The sequence below is a fragment of the Bacillus sp. V3B genome (assembly GCF_024494465.1).
Classification (GTDB): domain Bacteria; phylum Bacillota; class Bacilli; order Bacillales; family Cytobacillaceae; genus Bacillus_BD.
In genome coordinates, this window is sequence record NZ_JAETXM010000004.1 from 155,104 (window position 1) to 175,909 (window position 20,806).

Sequence of the window (20,806 nt, forward strand, 5' to 3'; positions counted from 1 at the left end):
CTTATTTAAATGGGTTAAAAATTGAACGTTGTGACTGTACTTGAGGATAATATTGCTTTAACTTTTCATATCTGGAATCGTTTTGTTGTTGTTGAAAACTAGGCTGTTGGTGTTTATTTATTTGTTTCCTATCATTAGGTCTTACTTGTTTGTTTTTCGATCTTCTTTTAGGATAGTTGGATGCAAGCTGGATTTGTTCACCATATTGCTTTTCTTTTTCTTGAAAACTTTGGATGGTTCCCTTTAATTGCTGTGTTTGTTCGATACTTTTGAGTTTCATTTTTTCAAGTTGTGATTTATGCTCTTCTTCTCGTTGTTTCATTTCTTTTATCGTTTTTTCCATTTCTTCGTTTTGTTTTTTTAAAGTGTTATCTTGCTCTTTGTAATCATTAAGTTCACTTTTCAGTTTCTCTATTTTGTTTAGATATTCATTTTCATTATCCTTATGAATTTGTAAATGGTCATTCATTTCTTTTACCTGATGGATATACTTCATTTTATCTTCTTCATATTGTTGAAAATGGTCATTCATTTTCTCTAATAAACTTTCGTAATATTTTAATCCTTGTTGTAAGTCCTTAATAGTACTGTTTAATTGTTCAATTTTTTCAAGATATTGCATTTCATTATCGTTATTCCATAAATGCCAGGCCATGCTAAGCCAACTCCCTTTCTTTATCGTATACATTTCTTTCCGTTCTTGCTTAGGCTTTTGATCCTTTAATTCAATCAAACTTTGGCTCAGCTGTTGAATTTCTTGATCTTTTGATCTAATTCTCCGGTTTTGTTCTTCTATGTGTTCCTTTAATTCGTTTACTTCTTGTTTCAACGAGTGAATATATTGATTTTTATCCTGGAGCTTTTGATGTAAGATTACTTCAAGTTGATGATACTTTAGAAGAGACTGTTCTTGTTTTTCTATTTTGTTTTTGAATTGTAACTGATTCTTCTCAAAAGAATTAACGGTGTCTTGTGATTTTCTTTCTGCTTCCATTATAGTATCTTTGATCATCTGTTTACTTTCTTTAAGAGCTTGAGAAAGATGCTTTGTGCTTCTTTCATATAACTGGATAGTGTATTTATAGTCCGCCATTTCTTGTAGGTAGCTATTTTTCATGTTGTTTAAATGTTTTATGTTCTCATCTTTTTTCTTTATCTCTTGTTTCAGTTTATTTTCATTTGCTAAGAAACTTTTCATTTTGAAATAAATTTCATTTAATGACTGCTCTAGTTGTAATCGTTTTTCGTAACTAGTTGAATCTGTTCTAATTTCTTTTACTTCCATAGGTGGATTTAATACTTTAGCAGTATTATTGATTTTTTTAATTTGATTTGTAAATTGAATTTTTTCATGGCTATAAATCCTTAAATGGTTTTTCAATTTTTGAATTTCATTTTTGGAGGTAAAAAGTTTATTTTCAATCATAAGGATATCTGATTCAACTTTTGATTTAAATGGAATAATATCACCGACCATTTTTTACCCCCCTTTATAGAGATATCACCTAATAAATATATATGATGGTTTTCGTTCGATGTGAAACAATAAAGGCAGTAAATAATCAATATTTTAGATTCAAGTGCTTGTTTGTGACATATCCATTTAAATTTTTGCATAAATTGAGGGAGAATATTTAATAAAACGTCGAGGTGTTATGATTGGAAAATATCTACAAGCTTGATCAATTTTTAACATTTGATTATATGAAAAAATTGGTGGAAAGTAATGGAATGTCCATCGTCAAAGAGCTGCCAGCCGATTTAGAAAAAACGTTCACTTACTATAAACAGCTATTAAAACAATCATTACAAGCACCTTATTTTTTAACAGAAGATCGTCATTTTCAGCAAAAAATCCCTGTAGGTTCTGATGAATATTATACGATTAGATGGAATATTCCAAAGTTAAGGTATATTGTTAAACAAAGTAACATTCCTCTAACCTCTTTACCAATGGAACATATTAAAACATCCATTCAGCAGCATAAACACAGTTCCTTAAACACTTCTGAATCCACAAATCGGAAAACGAAACAATCGATCATTGCTGTTTTTTATCCGCCCATTTTAAGTAAGTACATCATCATTGATGGTATTGAAAAAGCCATTTGCCAATATGAAAACGGGGATACAGCAGTTAAAGCCTATGTATTAGAACCTTCTGTGCATTTGCAGGGGATGACGAGGGATGTTTACCGAAATCTTTTTGCCATTCATTTTAATTATTCACTCATTTGCAGTTATATAACTGACAATCTAACGTTCAAGGAGCTTGAAGAACATCTTTTTCCTGTATATTAACTTGGTTAAATAATTTAAGAATTTAAAATAGATGTTTATTTAGAATAGTCATTCGGATTGTCATGGAAAAGGATTGTTTTTAAAAAAATCCCCCAGTATGGAATTAGAAGGGTGGGGAGTTATAAAAAAGGAGAGACATCCTATATGATTGTGAGTCGTTTGATTTCAATTATCTTTCCGGTTAAAAATGAAGGAGAACATATGCGAACAACTCTTGATTCATTATTTTCAGTAAAAACAACTGTCAACTTTGAAGTAATTGTAGTTAACGATGGTTCTGATGACAATTGTTGCGATTTTCTATCTGCTTATCATTATAAAAGTCAAGTGAAACTGATCGAATCAACGGGAATTGGTGCTGCAAATGCTAGAAATTTAGGGGCTGATCATGCGGAGGGAGATTACCTCATTTTTTGTGATGCGCATTTAGAATTCGAGGATGGGTGGATGGATCAATTGATACAGCCGTTACTTTCGGAGAAAACAGATGTGGTAACCCCTGCAATTGGAGCGATAGGAAACACTGATTTTACAGGATTTGGTCAAACCCTAAAATCCAATCTTCGAACGATATGGGGTCAGAAACATGGTGAGTTATTCGAAACAGCTGTAGTACCGGGAGGATGCTTTGCTATAAAAAAAAAGACTTTTGATGATGTTGGGGGATTTGAGACTGGTTTTAAAACATGGGGCCTAGAAGATGTAGAGCTCTCGATTAAGCTATGGCTTTTCGGTTATCGCTGTCATGTCCAACCAAATGTCAAAATACTTCATTTATTTAGGAAAGCGCATCCGTACAAAGTTCCCCATGAAGATTTTTATTATAATTTATTAAGAATGGCCTATTTACATTTTACTCCAATCCGCATTAATAAATGTAAAAAATTGATCCGTGGAAATATCGATCATATTCAAAAACAAGTTCTTTATGATGAAGTGTTGAGCAAAAGAGAATACTATTTTCAAAAACGGAAATATGATGATAATTGGTACTTTAAGAAGTTTCAAATTGACTTTTAAGTTTGTCCTAATATTTGTTAACCTTCATGAATTCTAATATCAGACTAAACTAATAATTTATTAGTTTAGTCTTTTTTATTTTTGCAATACAAACAAGCCCTAAATTTGTATGAAATCTGAGTATGTTCGTTAAACTCAATACCTTCCCGCAATAGGTTGGGATAATCTAAATATAAAAGTCTTATATCAAAGTAACCCTTCTTTTAAAGTAGAAAATATAATTTTAAGAATTCTGACTTAAAACGGAGGTAGAAGTTTAGGTTGACGCTTATAACTGTTAACCTTCTTTTTTGGAAAAACGTTGCCTAAGAAATTTGTGGGATTTGGGCTAATCGCCGCACTCTCTCAATATTACTACATATTTTAATTATTAGTTTACTCGATTCATGGCCTCTTTGAATTCAATTATAAAAATATTTGTTTTCTTCACGGAGTGAGAGATATTTTGAGATATTTTTGTTTCAAAGAAATTTTAATAGCAATTTAAACAAATATAGGAGTGGTAGCTTTGCATGTTATTCTATTATCAGGTGGTTCAGGACAGCGTCTTTGGCCTTTATCAAATGATTCACGTTCAAAACAGTTTTTAAAGGTATTCCCTTCTGATAAAGAGTCCAATTTACGCATTTCAATGGTTCAGCGAGTTTGGCAACAGCTTCAAAGAGCTCATCTTGCAGATCGAACTTTTATATCTACAAATCAATCACAAGTGGATGCAATTACTAATCAGCTTGGATCTGATTTGCCTTTAATTATTGAACCAAGTCGATGTGATACCTACCTAGCTATTTTATTATCCTCTTTATATTTATATTCAATAGAAAGAGTAAGGCCCGATGAAGTTGTTACCGTAATGCCAGTAGACCCTTATGTAAAAAATGATTTTTTTGAACATATAAAATCATTGGAGTATATAGTGAAACATTCAACTTGTGACCTTGCATTAGTTGGTATTCAGCCAACTTTTCCATCAGAAAAATATGGTTATATTGTACCTAACTGCTCGGAAAGAGAAAAAATGAATCAAGATTATCAGACCGTTCGTTATTTTAAAGAAAAGCCTAATAAAAAAGAAGCACAGGAATTAGTTAATATAGGAGCACTTTGGAATGGTGGAGTCTTTGCATTTAAACTCGAATTTATATTAAATCATTTAGAACTTCATGGACTTCCATTAAACTATGATGAAATGATATATAAGTATAATAGTTTACCGAAAATTAGTTTCGATTATGAGGTCGTTGAAAAAACAGAGGATATTGTAGTTGTACCATATAAAGGGGAGTGGAAAGACCTTGGGACATGGAATACACTAACAGATGAAATGGGTACACATCTAGTTGGCAATGGATGTATGAGTTCAGATTGTAAAAATGTGAATATTATTAATGAACTAGATATTCCTGTATCAGTATTAGGTTTGTCAAATTTAGTGGTTGCGGTAAGTCCTGATGGAATTCTTGTATCAGATAAAGAAGCGAGTTCCCGAGTAAAGGAAATAATCAATAACTATGAAAACCGCCCAATGTACGAAGAACGCCGTTGGGGATGGTATCGAGTATTGGATTATACAAAATTTAGAGATGACTATGAGGTACTTACAAAACGAATTGCTGTGATGGAAGGTAAAAATTTAAGTTACCAGAAACATTGTTATCGTCATGAGGTATGGACTATTATTAGTGGAGTAGGTTTATTTGCACTAGACGGACACATAAAAAAGGTAAAACCAGGTGACGTTCTACAAATCCCAGCAGGTGGAGAGCACGGAGTAAAAGCAATTACTGATCTAGAGTTTATTGAGGTACAAAATGGTTCAAAACTTATTGAAGAGGACATTGTCCGGTTATTTATGACATGGGAAGAAGTTGAGTATTATTGTAAGAGTATTGATCATTAATTTAATATATTCATAACACACATGTTGATTAACCAAAATTATACAATGTCCACCTGACCTATTTCCCGATGAAATGGTACTATTTCCTTCACGCCAATCCGCCATTCAAGTGGCAGAGCATCACAAATAAGTAGGCGACTAAAGCCTGCGAATGTTTTGAATGAGTGTAAAAATCGTGTTATGCTTGTTCAAGAGAGATTCTCATGTAAAATGTTGTTGTGGTGACTACTATTTTACATGAGAATCTCTCTTTTTTATGCAATTTTATTGGTACAAACTAGATAATCAACAGGCATGTATTCATAAATTAGAAAATGTTTAAAAAATAGTTATTATCTGAATATGTGAATAAGCTATCAAAAATAATCTTTTAAAAGTGGATGAGAATGACATAAAACATTTTAACCTTCAATTTTTAGAATAATTCATTAATCCGATCATCTACTTTAGTTTTATCAATATGTTTATAAATGTAAACATATGTTTACATGAGCTTAAAAGAGAAGTATAAAGGAAAATAACAGCCAAAAATTACAGAATGAGGTATTGGTTTAGTATAGAGTTGAGTACGAAGTAAAAGTAATAAAAGGTTATCCTCCTTATCAATTGATTATCATATACATATGGCATGAAGCGAGTATTAGAAGGGTCAAAATTTAATTGTATTTAAATCCCATAAAGCTAATGATTTATCTGTATATTGCATGTTTCCTTCAGTGCAATTTTCATTTATCACATAGATGGGTCTAGGGAAATTAAACGGTTTCATTTCTAGATTAAGAGGACGCCAAGCCCCCGTCTTAATATCGGTATTACTTTTTCGATTAGTAAATGTAGTTGTTAATAAATACCTAGAACGACTTGCCTTAAAATTATTTATGGCTAAACGAATATCTGAAAATGAAAAATGTACAAGACAGTCTCGACAAAGAATCAAATCCCCTTCTGGTAAAGGATCTTTTGTAATGTCGGAATGAATAAATTGTAGGTTATCCGCTAAATATTGTTTCTTATTTCTTTCGATTATTTCATTTACTATATCGATGCCAATATATATTTCTAGGTTTTCATATATTTCCTTCATCCAATTGAAGTCACCGCATGGTGCATCTATCATTTTTTTCACTTTAAGGTGTTTTATTAATTTTGGTAAACCCTGGATAAGTGTCGTGGTTTGTGTAATTGATGAACCTGAACCGGATACAGAATGAAAATTCCCCCACGCATTTTTTTTATGAATATTTGTGAATATTTCTTTCATCCATTACACACCTTTCTGTTGTAGTAAAATCAACTAGAAGTGTTTATACAATTTAATTAAGTATATATACGAATGTTAACTAGATATTATTTTAGTTAAAAAAGTAGAACTAATCTGAAAATCTCATTTATGGAAAATATTCTATGTTTTAAACTTAAAATTCATGACTATTTTAGGATCTTCATATAAAACTATTCAATAATAATGTTGAAAATAGGTTTCCAATAGATTCCTGTACTTTCTAAAGCGACATGAGTGACTTCACATTGCTCAAGCTACTTTAATAGCTCATACAAATCTTTTGTCATGGTTGGAAAAGATCGAACTTCAGTGATAGAACTTCTATCTGTTGCTTCTCGAATCACACAAGCAATAATTTCCTTCTGATGAACATCTAAACCAGCACAATTTTTTAATGAAATATCCATCAAATAACCTCCCTGATTGACTAACAAACAGTGGAATAGATTGTACCTTGACATTTTTCTGTACGTGATCAAAGCGAAGCTTTGTCAACAAGGTGGTGTGCAACAATGTATTCCTTACAGTTTTTATGACAGGGTTCACCCATCATTAAAAACCACGTACTTATCTGTTTGTTGTAGTATCAGTTATGGTCAGAAAATAAAAAAATACCCCCCACTTTCATTAGGGCGTGTGAGTAAAAAATCATGTTAGTTTTTATAAAGAAAGATTTATTGAATTATATTCAAGGTCTAGAAAATTGAAGCAGTTTATATAAGGTAAACACAATTAAAGTGCAAAAAAAGGGGAGAATCCCCCTCGTTATTCCAAAAGTTTTTCGAGTATATAAATTTAAGGTCTAGTAATCGGAATATCACCAAATGTTAGACAATCTTGAACAATTAGATCCTCATCTGGAACAAATTCAGCTCCTGCAGCTACTAAAGGTAATTCAATTAATTCAGCACCAGCTAAATCGAATAAAGTAATAGCATAAGCATCAAAAGGACCAGGGGCTTCAACTAGAGTTAATTCAAAGGTAACATTACGGTCAGCTACAGTAGGGTCTTCAAAATTCACGACACCAGATCCCGTAACAAACATTGTAGTTATTCCTGTTCCTGGAATTGCTGTACATTCTGGTGGGTTAATCTCAGTTGCTCTAAATGTAAAACCTTGATCAACTATTGGTGTAGGGGCAGGTGTAGGAAAAATACCAAGATCTTCTACAATCCATTCTACCGTACTACCAGTCAAGGTACAGTTGTCACAGATTTCGGCATTTAATTCTGATGTAAATGCCCCTGCAGCTAAATCAGTACCACCAAACAGAGTAAGACCAAATAAGAGTGCTATATCTGGAGATAGAGGGTCTGTATCAACAAATGCCTGACAGTCACAGTTTGGACGAGGGAAGACATCAGGACATTGTTGAGGCCACTCAAATGGTGGGCAAACTCCATTTGTTGGAAGTTCAATATCATTTGGACGAGGGAAGCAGAATTTAGCTAGAACTTCTAATTTTACATCTGCTTCTACTTGAACTTCAAAACAAATATCAAGCATGATTTGAAGACCAATATCAGGTACACCAGTTTCAATAAAGTTTGTGTCACAGCTTATATCAATAATTTTACAAAATACATTATCTGCTGTGAAAGGTTCTGGTGCACAGACAACTAACCGACGAGATTCGCTAATTGTTGGACAGAATTGACAAATAATGTCACCATCACAGTCAAAAATAGTTACTAATGGTCTAATTGTAAAAATTACTTTAACAATCGCTAATTCTGTTAGAACTCCGTCAACAGGGATTTCTCTTCTTTCAATTCTGGATGAAACTGTACATGATACATTAGCATCATTATCATCATCACAATCTTTACACTTTTTATCTGGTGGATTTAATGGAAAAAATCCAGGTGATTCAGGTAATTCACATGTAACATCCAGTGGTGTTTTTTTTGCAGCTACAGCAGCAGCAACGGCCTCTTTACATTCTTCCGGTAAATTAATACCTGTATCCGTTGTAATCGCATCGAATACCCAGTCATAGACTTTAGGAACCCGAATACATTCTTCCTGCAAATTGTTAGGGGTTAGTTGGGAACCTCTAATTTGCTTCAAACTGATCATCCTTCCTAGTGTTTATTTACAATAGCATTGTATTGTTCAAACTTCTTTATTGTTCTAAGCAATCAGCCCATTTTAGTAAATTTAACTAATAACTCGATGTTTTTTTGCATATACATATAAAAAATCTACTCATAAAAAGGGGAAACTTTATGGATATTTCTGTTTATTTGGAGGGTGAATTAATCGCAGTAATTCCATACCATTCTGTTGTCAGTTTCCGATTATTTTGTGAACAAATAGGACTTCAAATAAGCTGGGACAGAGAAGGAAAAAGGTTAGATCTCTCTGATTCGAAACAGGAGCAGATTGCTCTCTTTTCAACAATCGATAACCAACATAGTCATGAGGCTTTACATTCATTAAAACAATTTCTCTCTGTTAATGGGCTTGTTACAGTCGTTGAAAATGTAAATCAATTCACGTCGAGCTCCAATTTGCTAATCAAATTGGATGTCTTTGAAAACGCCGCTGACAAAAAAACGTTTCTACTTATCGAACATCATTCTGGTATTGATGAACGATTACGAAATTTATTGATAACGGAATTGAATAAGGAAAATATTTCATTTCAACTAAAAGAAAAGCGGAATAATTCCACAGTTTCTAGTCAAAGCTTATTTTTAAAATGTCATCTCCCACAAAATCCTAACTTGGACATATATAAAGATCAAATCTTAATGTGCCTAGCTAAGGTCATCCTTCGATATACAAATCGTCAACGAAATAACTTCATTTCCTACCTCCCAAAAGTCATGATGGAAAATTGGTTGAAAAGTATGACTCGTCAAGATAATTTGCCTATACTAAATAAGTTAAAACAAAAAGAAATTAGCAAAGAAAAAAACTCGGAATCAGTAAAAAAGATATCCCAACATCCAGAAAAAAAAGAAAACAGTTTTATAAATGCAGAAGTGTTTTTTGATTACACTTTCCTCCCACCTCAATCTGATAGTGAATCGAAAGAATACTTAGTTGATGGAAATCTGTATATAAAGAATACTGGGAATGAAGTCTTATTAAATCCAGTCATATGTATCAAAATATCACCAGTACAAAGCGCATCGTTGCAAGGACAAATTATACCACCTAGAATGGTTTCTTCATTAGCTATGAAAAGCGACAGTGGTGAAAAAGGGTGGAAGTATGTATACGAGGATTGGAGGAAAAGGGTAAAAACAGATGGTGAGTATTGGGTAACACCTATTCAAGTTTTTCAAATCTCTCCTGGGGAAACCACAGGATTTAATTTTAAAATAACAATTGATCAGCCAAAAGAAAAAACGTCCATTATTACCCAAGGATTTGTTTATTTTCAAGAAGGGAAAAAGCAATTTCGTTCCAATAATCAAATCTCTTTTTCATTTTAAAAAGTATCAAACAATTTAAAAACAGTTTAAAAAGAGATTTTGGAGGTTACTATGAAAAAAAGAAATATTTTTCCAAATGAAAGTGTAAATCCTGTTATTCTCCAGCAGCAAATCTATTATTTAAAGGCCGAGCTAGACAAATATAGATCAAGGGTAAACGATTATCAGGGGAATTATCATTATAATCAGCTGGAAAAATTGAAAATTGAGAATAGTACATTACACAACGAACTCAACAAATATCAGGGTCAGATGGAAGAAATGAACAAAAATAATCGCTCTTTGCAAAACATGATAGTTGAGAAAAATTCACAGCTAAAACAGCTTAGAAACGAGCTTGAAGAAACACACTATACAAAAAAGAAACAGGAGGAAGCCCAGAAAGAACAAGAAAACATTCAAAAGAATTTATTAATAAAAATGGCTGAGTTAGAAAAAGAGATCGAGATACTTCAAACGTTAAAATTCGAAACGGAAAATAGCCTTGTTGATTTTAAAGAACAATATGAACAAATAAAATCAGATCACCATCGTTTGCAATTAGAAATCGGCAATAGGGATTCGACTATACAGGAGCAAAAAAAACATATTGAAAAGTTAGAGGGAGAAATGATGAATGTAAGAAACTCCTTTCAACAGGTAGAAGCGGAAAAAAGAAAATGGTTGGAAGAATCTAACATCTATCGAGAAGAAGCTGAAAAACAGAAACAAACGGTCCTACAATTACAAAAACATATTGCCTCTCTTGAAAGTAAACTCTTATTTCTGAATGACAAACAAACTCAAAGCGAAAAAACAATTCAGGAACTTCAACATACCAATCAATTGCTCTCCGAAAAAAATAAACAACTAATTAGAGAAGCACAATCAAACAAGGAAGAAATGAAGAATAAACAGAACCATGTTCAACAGTTACAGAACCAGATTAATTCTCTCGAGCAACGGCTTACAGAATATCGCGATAAACACTTGAAAAGTGAGACAGAAATTAAAGATCTTCAAATTATAAATGAAAGGCTTAAAGACGAAAGGCAACAATTAAAAGAGGATAAATTGACTTTAGAAAACTTCCAAATAGATATGTTTGACAAGATAGAGGAATTGAAACAAGAGATTATCTCTTATAAATCAAGGGAGATGGCAACATCCTCTTTCCAAAACTCTAATCAACTTACTGAAAATAACAAACTTTTTAAACAAATACAAGTTTTACTTGAGCAAATAAATGAATATGGAGAAAAGGTTTCAGCAAGTGTGTCACTGACCAATCGCTTAGAGGAACATATCGATGAACTTACGGTTGAAATTAAAAAGTTAAAAAGCAAATTACCAGTCTCTTCCGTTCACGAAAAAACTCTCTAATTTGAAAGTAAGAACAGCCGCCACAATTTTATTGGCAGCTGTTCTTATTTGTTATCGATTAAAATAATTCATTAGATTAAACTTACATAAGAAAAAAGTATTTTATGAAATGAAGTAATTCTTTGAAAATAAGTAATAAGTATCTAAATATATAAATTTATAATATTCGGTAATTACACTACTCTTCTAAATTAGGTGGATGTTGTTTAAAAGCAAGGTCTATCCATTTTCTAACATTTGCATTCCCCTTTTCAAATTCTATAAAAAAGTTGTATTCGTCTTTAGTCAAGGGAAGAATATCTGTAATTTGATATAGTGGTGCACCTGAATGGTTACTAACGTTTGTATCACAAGTCAATTCAAAGAAATTTAAAGGCTTATGCGAATAAACAGGTATTTGCAATATAAAAGATCCTCTATTCAATTTTATTTTTTGAATAACACGACCATTCAAGAAGGCATTACAAGGTAATTTATGAAACTTTTTCAGATTTCCCTTAATAATTATGGCATGCAAAGGTTTTTGGGGGTAGGTATTTATGGATACTTTAAGGTGGTAAGAAGCCCATGAGTTTTTGTCAAGATTAGTTTCTGTAATTTTGGGACTATTTCCAAAGAGAGAGGAAGTTCTAAACAAAGTTAAGAACCAAAATACTCCTTTTTCTCGATAACCTTTTAAAAATAAATTTAACCAAGAAGAAGATACAGTACCGAAATGATTTTTACTTGTTTTAATGATTTCTGGAAAACCAACATCGGCAAATTTTGAGCCTGATTTACTTTCTGGATAAAATCTTGCATTAGCTAGATAATGATCTTTTAAAATTCCCATTTCATAACCATTTTTCGCAATTCGAATCCATAAATCATAATCCATACAAAAATCCAAACTTTCGTCTATACCCCCAATTTCATCTAAAGTTTCCTTTTGAATAAATACCGAAGGCTGACAAATCGGGCAACTGTTAAACAACTCTTTTAATTGAACAGGTTTAGCAATAAATGGTCGCAGTCTTTCATTATTTTTGTTCGTATAATATGCATTTCCATAAACCATTTTCCAATTAGGATGGTTAGTAAAAGCTTCTACAGCATGACTTACTGCTTTAGGTAAATAAGTATCATCAGAATTAAGCCACCCAATGATCTTTCCCTTTGCCATTTTCAACCCTTTATTGATGGCATGGGATTGCCCATTATCAGGTTTAGATACAAAACGGAAACGTGGATCCCGTTGTTCGTATTCTTTTAAAATTTGTAAAGTCCCATCAGTTGACCCTCCATCTATTACAATATGTTCTAAATTCTTATAACTTTGTGTTAATACACTTTCAATTGTTTCCCGAATAAATCTTCCTTGGTTAAACGAGGGGGTAATCACACTAACTAAGGGAACGTTTTGATTATCCATCAATATCCTCCATTTGTAAAAGTAAGTTTGCTAAAAAAGTGAGATATAAAAAATTTATAAGAAACTTTATATCTATCTTTGCATAGACTTTAAAGTCAAAAGAACATTTTTTCCATAAACAATCAAAATATATCTATATCAAATTCCATTTATACTTGTATATGTAAAAAAAGTAGTTACATTCCAAATAATAGAGATTAACTTTATCGTACATTTTGAAAAAACTTATGAAGCAAAGGAAACATGTCATGCAGACGGCTTAATGTAAAAAAGAATATTTTGTGGGAGAAAGAAACCCTGACATTATTTTAATATCATGCCTGTTGATTATCTAGTTTCTACCAATAAAATTGCATAAAAAAGAGAGATTCTCATGTAAAATAGTAGTCACCACAACAACATTTTACGAAATGAGGAATCTCTCTTGAACAAGCATAACACGATTTTTACACTCATTCAAAACTTTCTTTCCGAAGCCGAACTTCAAGCGATTTTGACTGAATTCAACTATGTTGATTCGGCACGCAAATGTACCGTTTCAACGCTCATTTCGTATTTAATTGGCGCTGCGACAAACAGATGGAAAAGTTTACGTCATGCAGCCGATGTTGTTGGTCTAGCATGGGACTTGTTTCGGTTGATCATTCATCACTTTCAAAACATCTAAAAACACTGAATTATGGCATTATAAAGCGTATTTTTGAAGTCGTTGTCGGCAAGTTAAATCGTGCTGCACGCCGAACATTAAAGATGCCCAAAACGCTTCTTTCAGTTGATTCCACAACAATTACCGTTGGGAAAACGCGCTTACCGTGGGCGATTTATCATGGCGAACGTTCAGGTATTAAATGGCACGTGAGTTTCACGAATGAAACAGCCATGCCCCTTCAAGTCGTGGAAACAACGGGCCTGAAACATGATGGTCCAGTCGGTGGAAATTTGGAAGACGCGCGCTTCATTCTTGTTTGTGATCGTTCCTATTTTTCTATTGAAAAAGTCGATCGCTATTTAAAAGACAACATCCAATTGAACCGTAAAAAGTTGCTCAAAGGCTGTCGTACCATGGATTCGAATGTGACCGCTGATTTTACCTGCACACTGGGAACCACTCAAAAACAAACAAAGAAACGTCATCTTGTCGTGCAATTTACAGATCACGAAGGCAGAGAAATGCGCGTCGTGACGAGTTTAATGCATATCACAGCGGAAGAAATTGCCGGCATGTATAAATCACGCTGGGCAATTGAATCATTTTTTCGCTAGATCAAGCAAAACTTAAACGTGCCCGTGTTATTTGGAACAACGAAAAATGCAGTGTTCAATCAACTATTCGCAGCACTCATTGCCTTTGTTTTACTCAAGTTTCTTCACGTTCAAGGAAGTAAGAAAAATAATGGTAAACCCCTATCATTCGCAGGCTTTAGTCGCCTACTTATTTGTGATGCTCTGCCACTTGAATGGCAGATTGGCGTGAAAGAAATAGTACCATTTCATCGGGAAATAGGTCAGGTGGGCATTGTATAAATTTGGTTAATCAACATGCGTGTTTTAATATGTGCATATCATAAGAAATGTCTATAGAAATAAGTGGGGATGATTTTATGAAAACAGCACTGATTACTGGCATAACAGGACAGGATGGATCTTATTTAGCTGAATTTTTATTAAGCAAGGGCTATAAAGTATATGGACTAAAAAGAAGGACTGCTACTCCTAACGTTGGGAATATCAAGCACTTATTGGATCAGATTGAGCTAATATCTGGTGATTTATTGGATTTACCTTCATTAATGAAGGCAATAAAAATTTCAAGCCCTGATGAAGTTTATAATCTAGCTGCTCAATCGTTTGTTGCAGACTCATGGGAACAATCGATTTATACTGGTGAAGCTACAGCACTGAGTGTAACAAATATGTTAGAGGCGATTAAACTAACAAACCCCGACATTCGTTTTTATCAAGCTTCCAGTAGCGAAATGTTTGGTAAAGTTGTTGAAATCCCTCAAAAAGAAACGACGCCTTTTTATCCTCGCAGTCCGTACGCTGTAGCAAAAGTATATGGACACTGGATAACAGTTAACTACCGTGAAAGTTACGACATGTATACCTGTTCGGGGATATTATTTAACCATGAGTCACCTAGAAGAGGATTACAATTTGTTACAAGAAAAGTAACAGATGCCGTGGCGAGAATCAAATTAGGGCTGCAAAAAGAACTTCGTTTGGGAAATCTTGATGCAAAGAGGGATTGGGGTTATGCAGGTGATTATGTTAAAGCGATGTGGATGATGCTTCAACAGGATGAACCAAACGACTTTGTGATTGCAACAGGTGAGACACATTCTGTAAAGGAGCTTGTGGAAGTTGCCTTTAACTATGTTGACCTAGATTGGGAAAAATATGTTGTTCAAGATCCTAAACTAATCCGGCCGGCTGAAGTGGATCTATTATTAGGGAACCCTCAAAAAGCCAAAGAAAAACTTGGCTGGAAACCAGAAGTTTCTTTTGAAGAGTTGGTAAAAATGATGATTGATAGCGATTTAAAAAAGGTAAGTGCTGAAATGTGAAATGATTGGAACTGAAACTTAAGAACAATAATTATGGTTATACTATCATCTGGCTTTAGAAATAAACACTAAAATTTCATGCAATAACAACATTTTAGGGTCTATATCATAAATAACAAAATGTAGGTGAAATAATGGATAAAAATGGAAAAGTTGTATTATTTCTTCATATACCGAAAACAGCAGGATCTACCTTAAAATCTATTTTAGATAATCAGTATACCTCACTAGAAAGAATGGATTATTATGGCGGAGATTTCAGTAAATTTATCAATGCTGCTAAAAATAATCCTAATTTAAAATGCATAAACGGACATTTCCGGTTTGGTATTCACAAGCGAATACAAAAGCCGTTTTGTTATGTAACAATGCTTCGTCATCCGATTGAACGGGTTCTTTCAACTTATTATTACATCAAAAGGCCTAATCACACAAAAAATAACATGGTAAAAAATATGAGTATCGAGGATTTTGTTGCTTCAAAAGAAGCTTGGGCTAATCATATGGTATCTAATTTGCAAACGACTTACGTGTCAGGTAGCACTCCCCCAAATCTAGAAGTGGCAAAAAAAAACCTGGAACAATATTTTGATGTAGTTGGCATTACTGAAATGTTTGATCAATCGTTATTTTTAATGAAGAAATCATTCGGTTGGAAAAATATAGATTATAAGTCTGAAAATATAACAAAAAACCGTCCGACAATTAACGAACATTCGAAAGAAGTTATTGACTTAATTACACAAAAAAATCAACTGGATTTGAAATTATACAAGTTTGGAAAATACCTTCTTAATCAAAAAATAGTTAACCTAGATCATAAAACAAAGGTAGAGATGAATAAATTCTTAGGTGATATAAAACGATACTAGTTCAGTGCATTTAAAAATAAATAGAAGAAAAAATTTAGAAAGTAGGTATCTTTTTATGACTACTATCCAAAATTCTTCATTACCAACAATTTTCCATATTACACATGAAAAAAGTGGATCACAATGGATAAGAGCGATATTAACACAGTGTGTTCCAAATAAAATTGTGAATCCGGAATGGGACTATAGTCATTTTTTTAAACATCCAATTCAACAAGGGAAAATTTACCCAGCGTTATTTTTAACAAAACAACAGTTTTACAGTGTAAAGTTACCTGCAAATTATAAAAAGTTTATTATTATTCGAGATTTAAGAGATACTTTTATATCATTATATTTTAGTCTAAAAATAAGTCATGTTATAAATAATTCTAACATGAAAAATGTAAGAGATCATCTAAATTCACTTAGTCTAAATGAAGGGCTGAAATTTATGATCAACTCAGCCATGTTAGATCATGCCAAAGATATACAAGCTTCATGGATTAATAGTGGTGAAAAAATAATCAAATATGAAGATTTATTAAGGCGAGATGTTCAAATATTAGAAAAATTATTAATTCACGAGTTCAAACTACCAATCCCTACAAATCAGCTTAAGGAAATCATTATTAAAAACCAATTTAGTAATATTACGGGGAGGAATCCTGGTGATGAGGATATAACAAAGCATAGTCGAAAAGGTATACAAGGTGATTGGAAAAACTATTTTACGGAAGAAGTTAAAAGGTTGTTTAAAGAAAAGTATGGAAATCATTTAATAACAGCAGGGTATGAAACCAATAAGGAATGGTAATAAAAAGTTGGAAAAATGATGTATTAAAATGGTGGTTTTTGGAATAAAGAAATCGTTTTTTTGATTAACATCCTTTATAAAAAGGGGTTATTTTCCAGTTTTGTTAGAAAGGTACCTCTATATAGATTATTGTAGGGATAGTACGGTATATATATAAAACTCCAGTTAGGAGGTAAGTAATGGAAAATAAGAGAGACTTACCATTAGTAAGTATAATTACACCCTCTTTTAATCAAGCGAAATTTATTGAAGAGACTATAAAAAGTGTACTTAGTCAAGATTATCCAAATATTGAACATATTGTAGTTGATGGTGGTTCAAAAGATGGTACTTTAGAAATTCTAGAAAGATATAAACCTTCTCTAGAGGGTCGTTTTCGTTTTATCTCTGAACCAGATCAAGGGCAATCGAATGCTATAAACAAAGGACTAAAAATGGCTAAAGGAGATATTATTGGGTGGTTAAATTCTGATGATACCTATTTACTTGGAGCAGTTAAAAAAGGAGTAAACGCTCTTCAAACACATCCTGAGTGGGCAATGGTATATGGAAGAGGATATTATATTAATGAAAAAGGAAGTATTTTATATCCTTATTATGTTAAGCCAAATAATGATAAAAAAAGCTTGTTTGAAGATTGTTCTATTTGCCAACCTGCTACATTTATTAAGAAAAATGTATTAGATGGAGTAGGTGGAGTTGATGAAAATTTAGACTTTTGTATGGACTATGATCTTTGGATGAGGATAGCTAAACAATATACTATGGGTTTTATCGATGATTATTTGGCAAATGCCAGAAAACATCCTTCGGCAAAATCCGTAAAGAATTGGTTAGACATTGGATTACCAGAAATATTTAAAACCTGTATAAAGCATTACGGGACTGTATCAAACAAATGGCTTACTTATTATTTAAAAACAAATCATTCAAAAGGTAAATTATGGATTATCAAACGATTTAAATCCCATTCCATTTTTAAAAACAGTCCGTTTATTGTAAAGATGAATCGTTATGACGATTTATGGGTTCCTCCAAATTTTCGTATTTTAATTAAAGTAGAATCTCAACATCCTCTTTACATGTTGTTAATAAAGGGAAGAAATCATCATAACTTCAAAAATTTGTCCATATCTGTAACAGTAAATGGAGAAAAATCGCAAAACTATTCAATAACAACAAGAGACTTTTCTCTAGAGATACCAGTCTATTCAAATATTGCGGATAGTGTTGTTAACATTACTAGCAATAAACATATTATTCCTTCAGACCTTGGGTTAAGTTCCGATAAACGTTCCTTAAGTTTTATTGTTGATGAAGTGATCCCGCTACCACAATTAGAATACAATTTTATGAAGATATTAAAAAAAGATTTAGTGTTAGTTGAGAAATGGCTTCAAAATAATAGAAAGGTAGATCCCTTTGAATGAATAATATAAAAATAAAAATGAAGGGATGGAATCATGAATTTAGCCGATAAAAGAATTATAGTAACAGGCGGATCAGGTTTTTTAGGGAGACATGTATTACAAAAATTGAAAAAACGCGGTTATAAAAATATATTTGTTCCAAGAAGTAAAGAATTTGATTTAAGAAAAGAAAAGGATATTAAACGTATGATGAATGATTACAGTCCTGAGGTTATCATTCATTTGGCAGCTGTTGTAGGAGGTATAGGGGCGAATAAAAATAATCCTGGAAAGTTTTTTTATGATAATTTAATGATGGGTGTACAATTAATGGAACAATCACGTTTGTTCAATGTGAGGAAATTTACAGCAATCGGAACAATTTGTTCTTATCCCAAGTTTGCACAAGTTCCCTTTAAGGAAATTGATTTGTGGAATGGATATCCTGAAGAAACAAACGCTCCATATGGATTAGCCAAAAAAATGATGCTTGTTCAGTCCCAAGCTTATCGCCAACAATACGGATTTAATTCTATTTTTTTGTTGCCTGTTAATTTGTACGGTCCCCATGATAATTTTGATTTAGAAACCTCTCATGTGATACCTGCCATCATACGAAAATGTGTAGAAGCCATTCATCATAAAGAGCCAACTATTACACTATGGGGAACGGGAAATGTAACAAGAGAATTTATATATGTTGAAGATGCAGCAGAAGCGATTATTTTGGCAACAGAGCAATACGATGAATCAGCTCCGATAAACATTGGTTCAGGGTATGAAATATCAATTAAAGAGTTAGCAGAACTGACTAAACAATTAACAGGTTTTAAAGGAGAAATCATTTGGGACGATAGTAAACCAGATGGTCAACCAAGAAGAAAACTAGATACTCAATTAGCTAAAGAGAAATTTAATTTTGAAGCAAAAACAGATTTAATTACTGGTTTGGACCGTACAGTTCACTGGTATCAACAGAATTATAACAAATACATTTAATTTGGTTAGGTAAACGGTTGCTTGATCACAAAAAATGGAAAAAATTCTAAACGTAAGATAAAGGGGGGTAGGGATGAATCAACCGCTTGTAACAGTGATTACTCCGTCTTTTAATCAAGGTATGTTTATCAAAGAGACAATTGAAAGTGTACTTCAACAAGATTATCCTTTCATTGAATATATTGTTATTGATGGCGCTTCAACTGACAATACAGTTGAAATCTTAAATCAATATAAGGGTAAAATCAAATGGATTTCTGAACCCGACCAAGGACAAACAAATGCTTTAAATAAAGGTCTTTCCATGGCTAATGGAAGTATTATAGGGTGGTTAAATTCTGATGATCTTTATTGTCCCGGAACAATAAAGAGAGTTGTAGAAGCCTTTCAACAAAATTCAAATGTATCTGCTGTGTATGGTCCGGTAAAACAAATTGATACAAACGGCAAATATTTTGGTGATTATAAGGGTGAAGAATTTAAGTATTCTTGGTTGCCACATATATGTTTTATTCCTCAACCAACATGTTTTATGAAGAAACAGATGCTTGTAGATGTCGGAGGGTTTGATGAGACGTATAAGCACTGTATGGATTATGAATTATGGATGCGAGCGGGTAAAGACTATAAATTTATGAAACTTGATTTGCCTCATTTAGCATGTAATCGGAATCATTCAGACAACAAGACTCATACGCAGTTTCGTACAAATGGTTTATTTGAAATATTTAGAAGTAGCTTTCAACATTTTCAATTTATATCAGATCAGTGGATTAATAAGTATTTCGATTTTTATCCAGACACAAAGCTAATCAATTTTATGGAACTTTGGAAAAAGTATGGGGCAATACCGACAATGCCTTCACTTGTTTCTTTAGATAGGTATTCCGATTATTGGGTCTCCCCTAAGTTTTATTTTACAGTTACGAATTCATCGAAACATCCAGTAAAATATATTCATCTTGTAGCGGGTGTGAATCCCTATTTAGAAGAACAAAAGGTTTCTATTTTTATAAATGAAAAGTATTTAACGAAAATAACGATCAAAGCTGAAAATTTTGAAGAAATAATCTCTCTAAATGACCTAGAATCTACCTCGCCAAAACTACACTTTAAATTAATTTCAGACAATGTGCTTATTCCCAAAAATCATGGTGTATTAGATGAACGTTCACTTGCATTTCTCCTTTTTAATATTGTTCCTTATTCAAAATTTGAATATGATATGTACAATTTTCTAAAGAATAAAGACAAATTTGTTAGTAATAAATCAAATTTTTATCGGTAAAAATATAAAATTGCTAACTTCTTAGTTTAAAGTGTTGGTGAATGATTCCCTTAATGATTATTTAAACAAATACCTATTAATATAGGTTAATTTTGTTTGAGCTAATAATCGAAGATATAGGACTAATGTGAAAAAAAAATTGGAAGGTGA

General features: G+C 32.4%; 16 protein-coding genes and 1 pseudogene. 12 read left to right on the top strand and 5 right to left on the bottom strand.

The annotated features are described in order from the left end of the window. Position 1: 1 nt before the first annotated feature. On the bottom strand, positions 2–1,426 hold the full coding sequence (locus tag JMM81_RS07775) for a hypothetical protein (protein WP_256240989.1): 1,425 nt from the start codon (positions 1,424–1,426) through the stop codon (positions 2–4). Between the two features lie 233 nt (positions 1,427–1,659). Here JMM81_RS07775 and JMM81_RS07780 point away from each other — a divergent pair, with 233 nt between their 5' ends. From JMM81_RS07780 to JMM81_RS07790, 3 genes are all read left to right on the top strand, one after another. Next, positions 1,660–2,301 carry a hypothetical protein gene (locus JMM81_RS07780; protein WP_256240990.1) on the top strand — a complete coding sequence of 214 codons (642 nt, stop codon included), beginning with the start codon at positions 1,660–1,662 and terminating at the stop codon, positions 2,299–2,301. A 144-nt stretch (positions 2,302–2,445) separates the two neighbouring features. Continuing rightward, a complete protein-coding gene (locus tag JMM81_RS07785; RefSeq protein WP_256240991.1) occupies positions 2,446–3,321 on the top strand; it encodes a glycosyltransferase in 876 nt (291 codons plus the stop codon). Between the two features lie 508 nt (positions 3,322–3,829). Beyond that, complete coding sequence (locus tag JMM81_RS07790; RefSeq protein ID WP_256240992.1) at positions 3,830–5,221, top strand: sugar phosphate nucleotidyltransferase; 1,392 nt, start codon at positions 3,830–3,832, stop codon at positions 5,219–5,221. Positions 5,222–5,870: 649 nt separating this feature from the next. Here the strand turns inward: JMM81_RS07790 and JMM81_RS07795 are convergent. The 3 genes from JMM81_RS07795 to JMM81_RS07805 all read right to left on the bottom strand — a co-directional run bounded on the left by JMM81_RS07795 (position 5,871) and on the right by JMM81_RS07805 (position 8,576). Beyond that, the gene (locus tag JMM81_RS07795) at positions 5,871–6,482 is read right to left on the bottom strand and encodes a class I SAM-dependent methyltransferase (protein WP_256240993.1); all 612 of its coding nucleotides are present in this window, start codon (positions 6,480–6,482) and stop codon (positions 5,871–5,873) included. Between the two features lie 275 nt (positions 6,483–6,757). After that, positions 6,758–6,910, bottom strand: coding sequence for a hypothetical protein (locus JMM81_RS07800; RefSeq protein WP_256240994.1), 153 nt, complete (start codon positions 6,908–6,910; stop codon positions 6,758–6,760). A 388-nt stretch (positions 6,911–7,298) separates the two neighbouring features. Then, positions 7,299–8,576 (bottom strand): BMQ_0737 family morphogenetic spore coat protein, encoded by a 1,278-nt coding sequence (locus tag JMM81_RS07805; protein WP_256240995.1) that lies wholly within the window; start codon positions 8,574–8,576, stop codon positions 7,299–7,301. Positions 8,577–8,734: 158 nt separating this feature from the next. Between JMM81_RS07805 and JMM81_RS07810 the strand changes: the two genes are divergently transcribed. Beyond that, positions 8,735–9,952 (top strand): hypothetical protein, encoded by a 1,218-nt coding sequence (locus tag JMM81_RS07810; protein ID WP_256240996.1) that lies wholly within the window; start codon positions 8,735–8,737, stop codon positions 9,950–9,952. A gap of 51 nt (positions 9,953–10,003) precedes the next feature. Continuing rightward, positions 10,004–11,314, top strand: a complete 1,311-nt coding sequence (locus JMM81_RS07815) for a coiled-coil domain-containing protein (RefSeq protein ID WP_256240997.1) — start codon at positions 10,004–10,006, stop codon at positions 11,312–11,314. A 178-nt stretch (positions 11,315–11,492) separates the two neighbouring features. On the opposite strand, the gene JMM81_RS07820 is transcribed toward JMM81_RS07815, so the two are convergent. Continuing rightward, positions 11,493–12,725: a glycosyltransferase family 2 protein gene (locus JMM81_RS07820; protein ID WP_256240998.1), complete on the bottom strand. Its 1,233-nt coding sequence runs from the start codon at positions 12,723–12,725 to the stop codon at positions 11,493–11,495. A gap of 424 nt (positions 12,726–13,149) precedes the next feature. On the opposite strand from JMM81_RS07820, the pseudogene JMM81_RS23025 reads away from it, so the two are divergent. From JMM81_RS23025 to JMM81_RS07865, 7 genes and pseudogenes are all read left to right on the top strand, one after another. Continuing rightward, positions 13,150–14,249, top strand: a pseudogene (locus JMM81_RS23025) (IS4 family transposase). A 77-nt stretch (positions 14,250–14,326) separates the two neighbouring features. After that, on the top strand, positions 14,327–15,292 hold the full coding sequence (gene gmd, locus JMM81_RS07840) for a GDP-mannose 4,6-dehydratase (RefSeq protein WP_256241002.1): 966 nt from the start codon (positions 14,327–14,329) through the stop codon (positions 15,290–15,292). Between the two features lie 134 nt (positions 15,293–15,426). Then, the gene (locus JMM81_RS07845) at positions 15,427–16,164 is read left to right on the top strand and encodes a sulfotransferase family 2 domain-containing protein (RefSeq protein WP_256241003.1); all 738 of its coding nucleotides are present in this window, start codon (positions 15,427–15,429) and stop codon (positions 16,162–16,164) included. A gap of 55 nt (positions 16,165–16,219) precedes the next feature. Next, positions 16,220–16,960: a sulfotransferase domain-containing protein gene (locus JMM81_RS07850; RefSeq protein ID WP_256241005.1), complete on the top strand. Its 741-nt coding sequence runs from the start codon at positions 16,220–16,222 to the stop codon at positions 16,958–16,960. A gap of 179 nt (positions 16,961–17,139) precedes the next feature. Continuing rightward, positions 17,140–18,390: a glycosyltransferase family 2 protein gene (locus JMM81_RS07855; RefSeq protein WP_256241006.1), complete on the top strand. Its 1,251-nt coding sequence runs from the start codon at positions 17,140–17,142 to the stop codon at positions 18,388–18,390. 33 nt (positions 18,391–18,423) lie between these two features. Beyond that, the gene (locus JMM81_RS07860; RefSeq protein WP_256241007.1) at positions 18,424–19,368 is read left to right on the top strand and encodes a GDP-L-fucose synthase family protein; all 945 of its coding nucleotides are present in this window, start codon (positions 18,424–18,426) and stop codon (positions 19,366–19,368) included. A 73-nt stretch (positions 19,369–19,441) separates the two neighbouring features. Further along, positions 19,442–20,656 carry a glycosyltransferase family 2 protein gene (locus JMM81_RS07865; RefSeq protein ID WP_256241008.1) on the top strand — a complete coding sequence of 405 codons (1,215 nt, stop codon included), beginning with the start codon at positions 19,442–19,444 and terminating at the stop codon, positions 20,654–20,656. Positions 20,657–20,806 lie beyond the last annotated feature (150 nt).

Excerpts from the sequence above, each read along its gene's own strand:
- JMM81_RS07775 (WP_256240989.1), bottom strand. The coding sequence starts at position 1,426 with ATGATTGAAAATAAACTTTTTACCTCCAAAAATGAAATTCAAAAATTG.
- JMM81_RS07785 (WP_256240991.1), top strand. The coding sequence starts at position 2,446 with ATGATTGTGAGTCGTTTGATTTCAATTATCTTTCCGGTTAAAAATGAA.
- JMM81_RS07795 (WP_256240993.1), bottom strand. The coding sequence starts at position 6,482 with ATGAAAGAAATATTCACAAATATTCATAAAAAAAATGCGTGGGGGAAT.
- JMM81_RS07800 (WP_256240994.1), bottom strand. The coding sequence starts at position 6,910 with ATGGATATTTCATTAAAAAATTGTGCTGGTTTAGATGTTCATCAGAAG.
- JMM81_RS07810 (WP_256240996.1), top strand. The coding sequence starts at position 8,735 with ATGGATATTTCTGTTTATTTGGAGGGTGAATTAATCGCAGTAATTCCA.
- JMM81_RS07815 (WP_256240997.1), top strand. The coding sequence starts at position 10,004 with ATGAAAAAAAGAAATATTTTTCCAAATGAAAGTGTAAATCCTGTTATT.
- JMM81_RS07820 (WP_256240998.1), bottom strand. The coding sequence starts at position 12,725 with ATGGATAATCAAAACGTTCCCTTAGTTAGTGTGATTACCCCCTCGTTT.
- gmd (WP_256241002.1), top strand. The coding sequence starts at position 14,327 with ATGAAAACAGCACTGATTACTGGCATAACAGGACAGGATGGATCTTAT.
- JMM81_RS07845 (WP_256241003.1), top strand. The coding sequence starts at position 15,427 with ATGGATAAAAATGGAAAAGTTGTATTATTTCTTCATATACCGAAAACA.
- JMM81_RS07850 (WP_256241005.1), top strand. The coding sequence starts at position 16,220 with ATGACTACTATCCAAAATTCTTCATTACCAACAATTTTCCATATTACA.
- JMM81_RS07855 (WP_256241006.1), top strand. The coding sequence starts at position 17,140 with ATGGAAAATAAGAGAGACTTACCATTAGTAAGTATAATTACACCCTCT.
- JMM81_RS07860 (WP_256241007.1), top strand. The coding sequence starts at position 18,424 with ATGAATTTAGCCGATAAAAGAATTATAGTAACAGGCGGATCAGGTTTT.
- JMM81_RS07865 (WP_256241008.1), top strand. The coding sequence starts at position 19,442 with ATGAATCAACCGCTTGTAACAGTGATTACTCCGTCTTTTAATCAAGGT.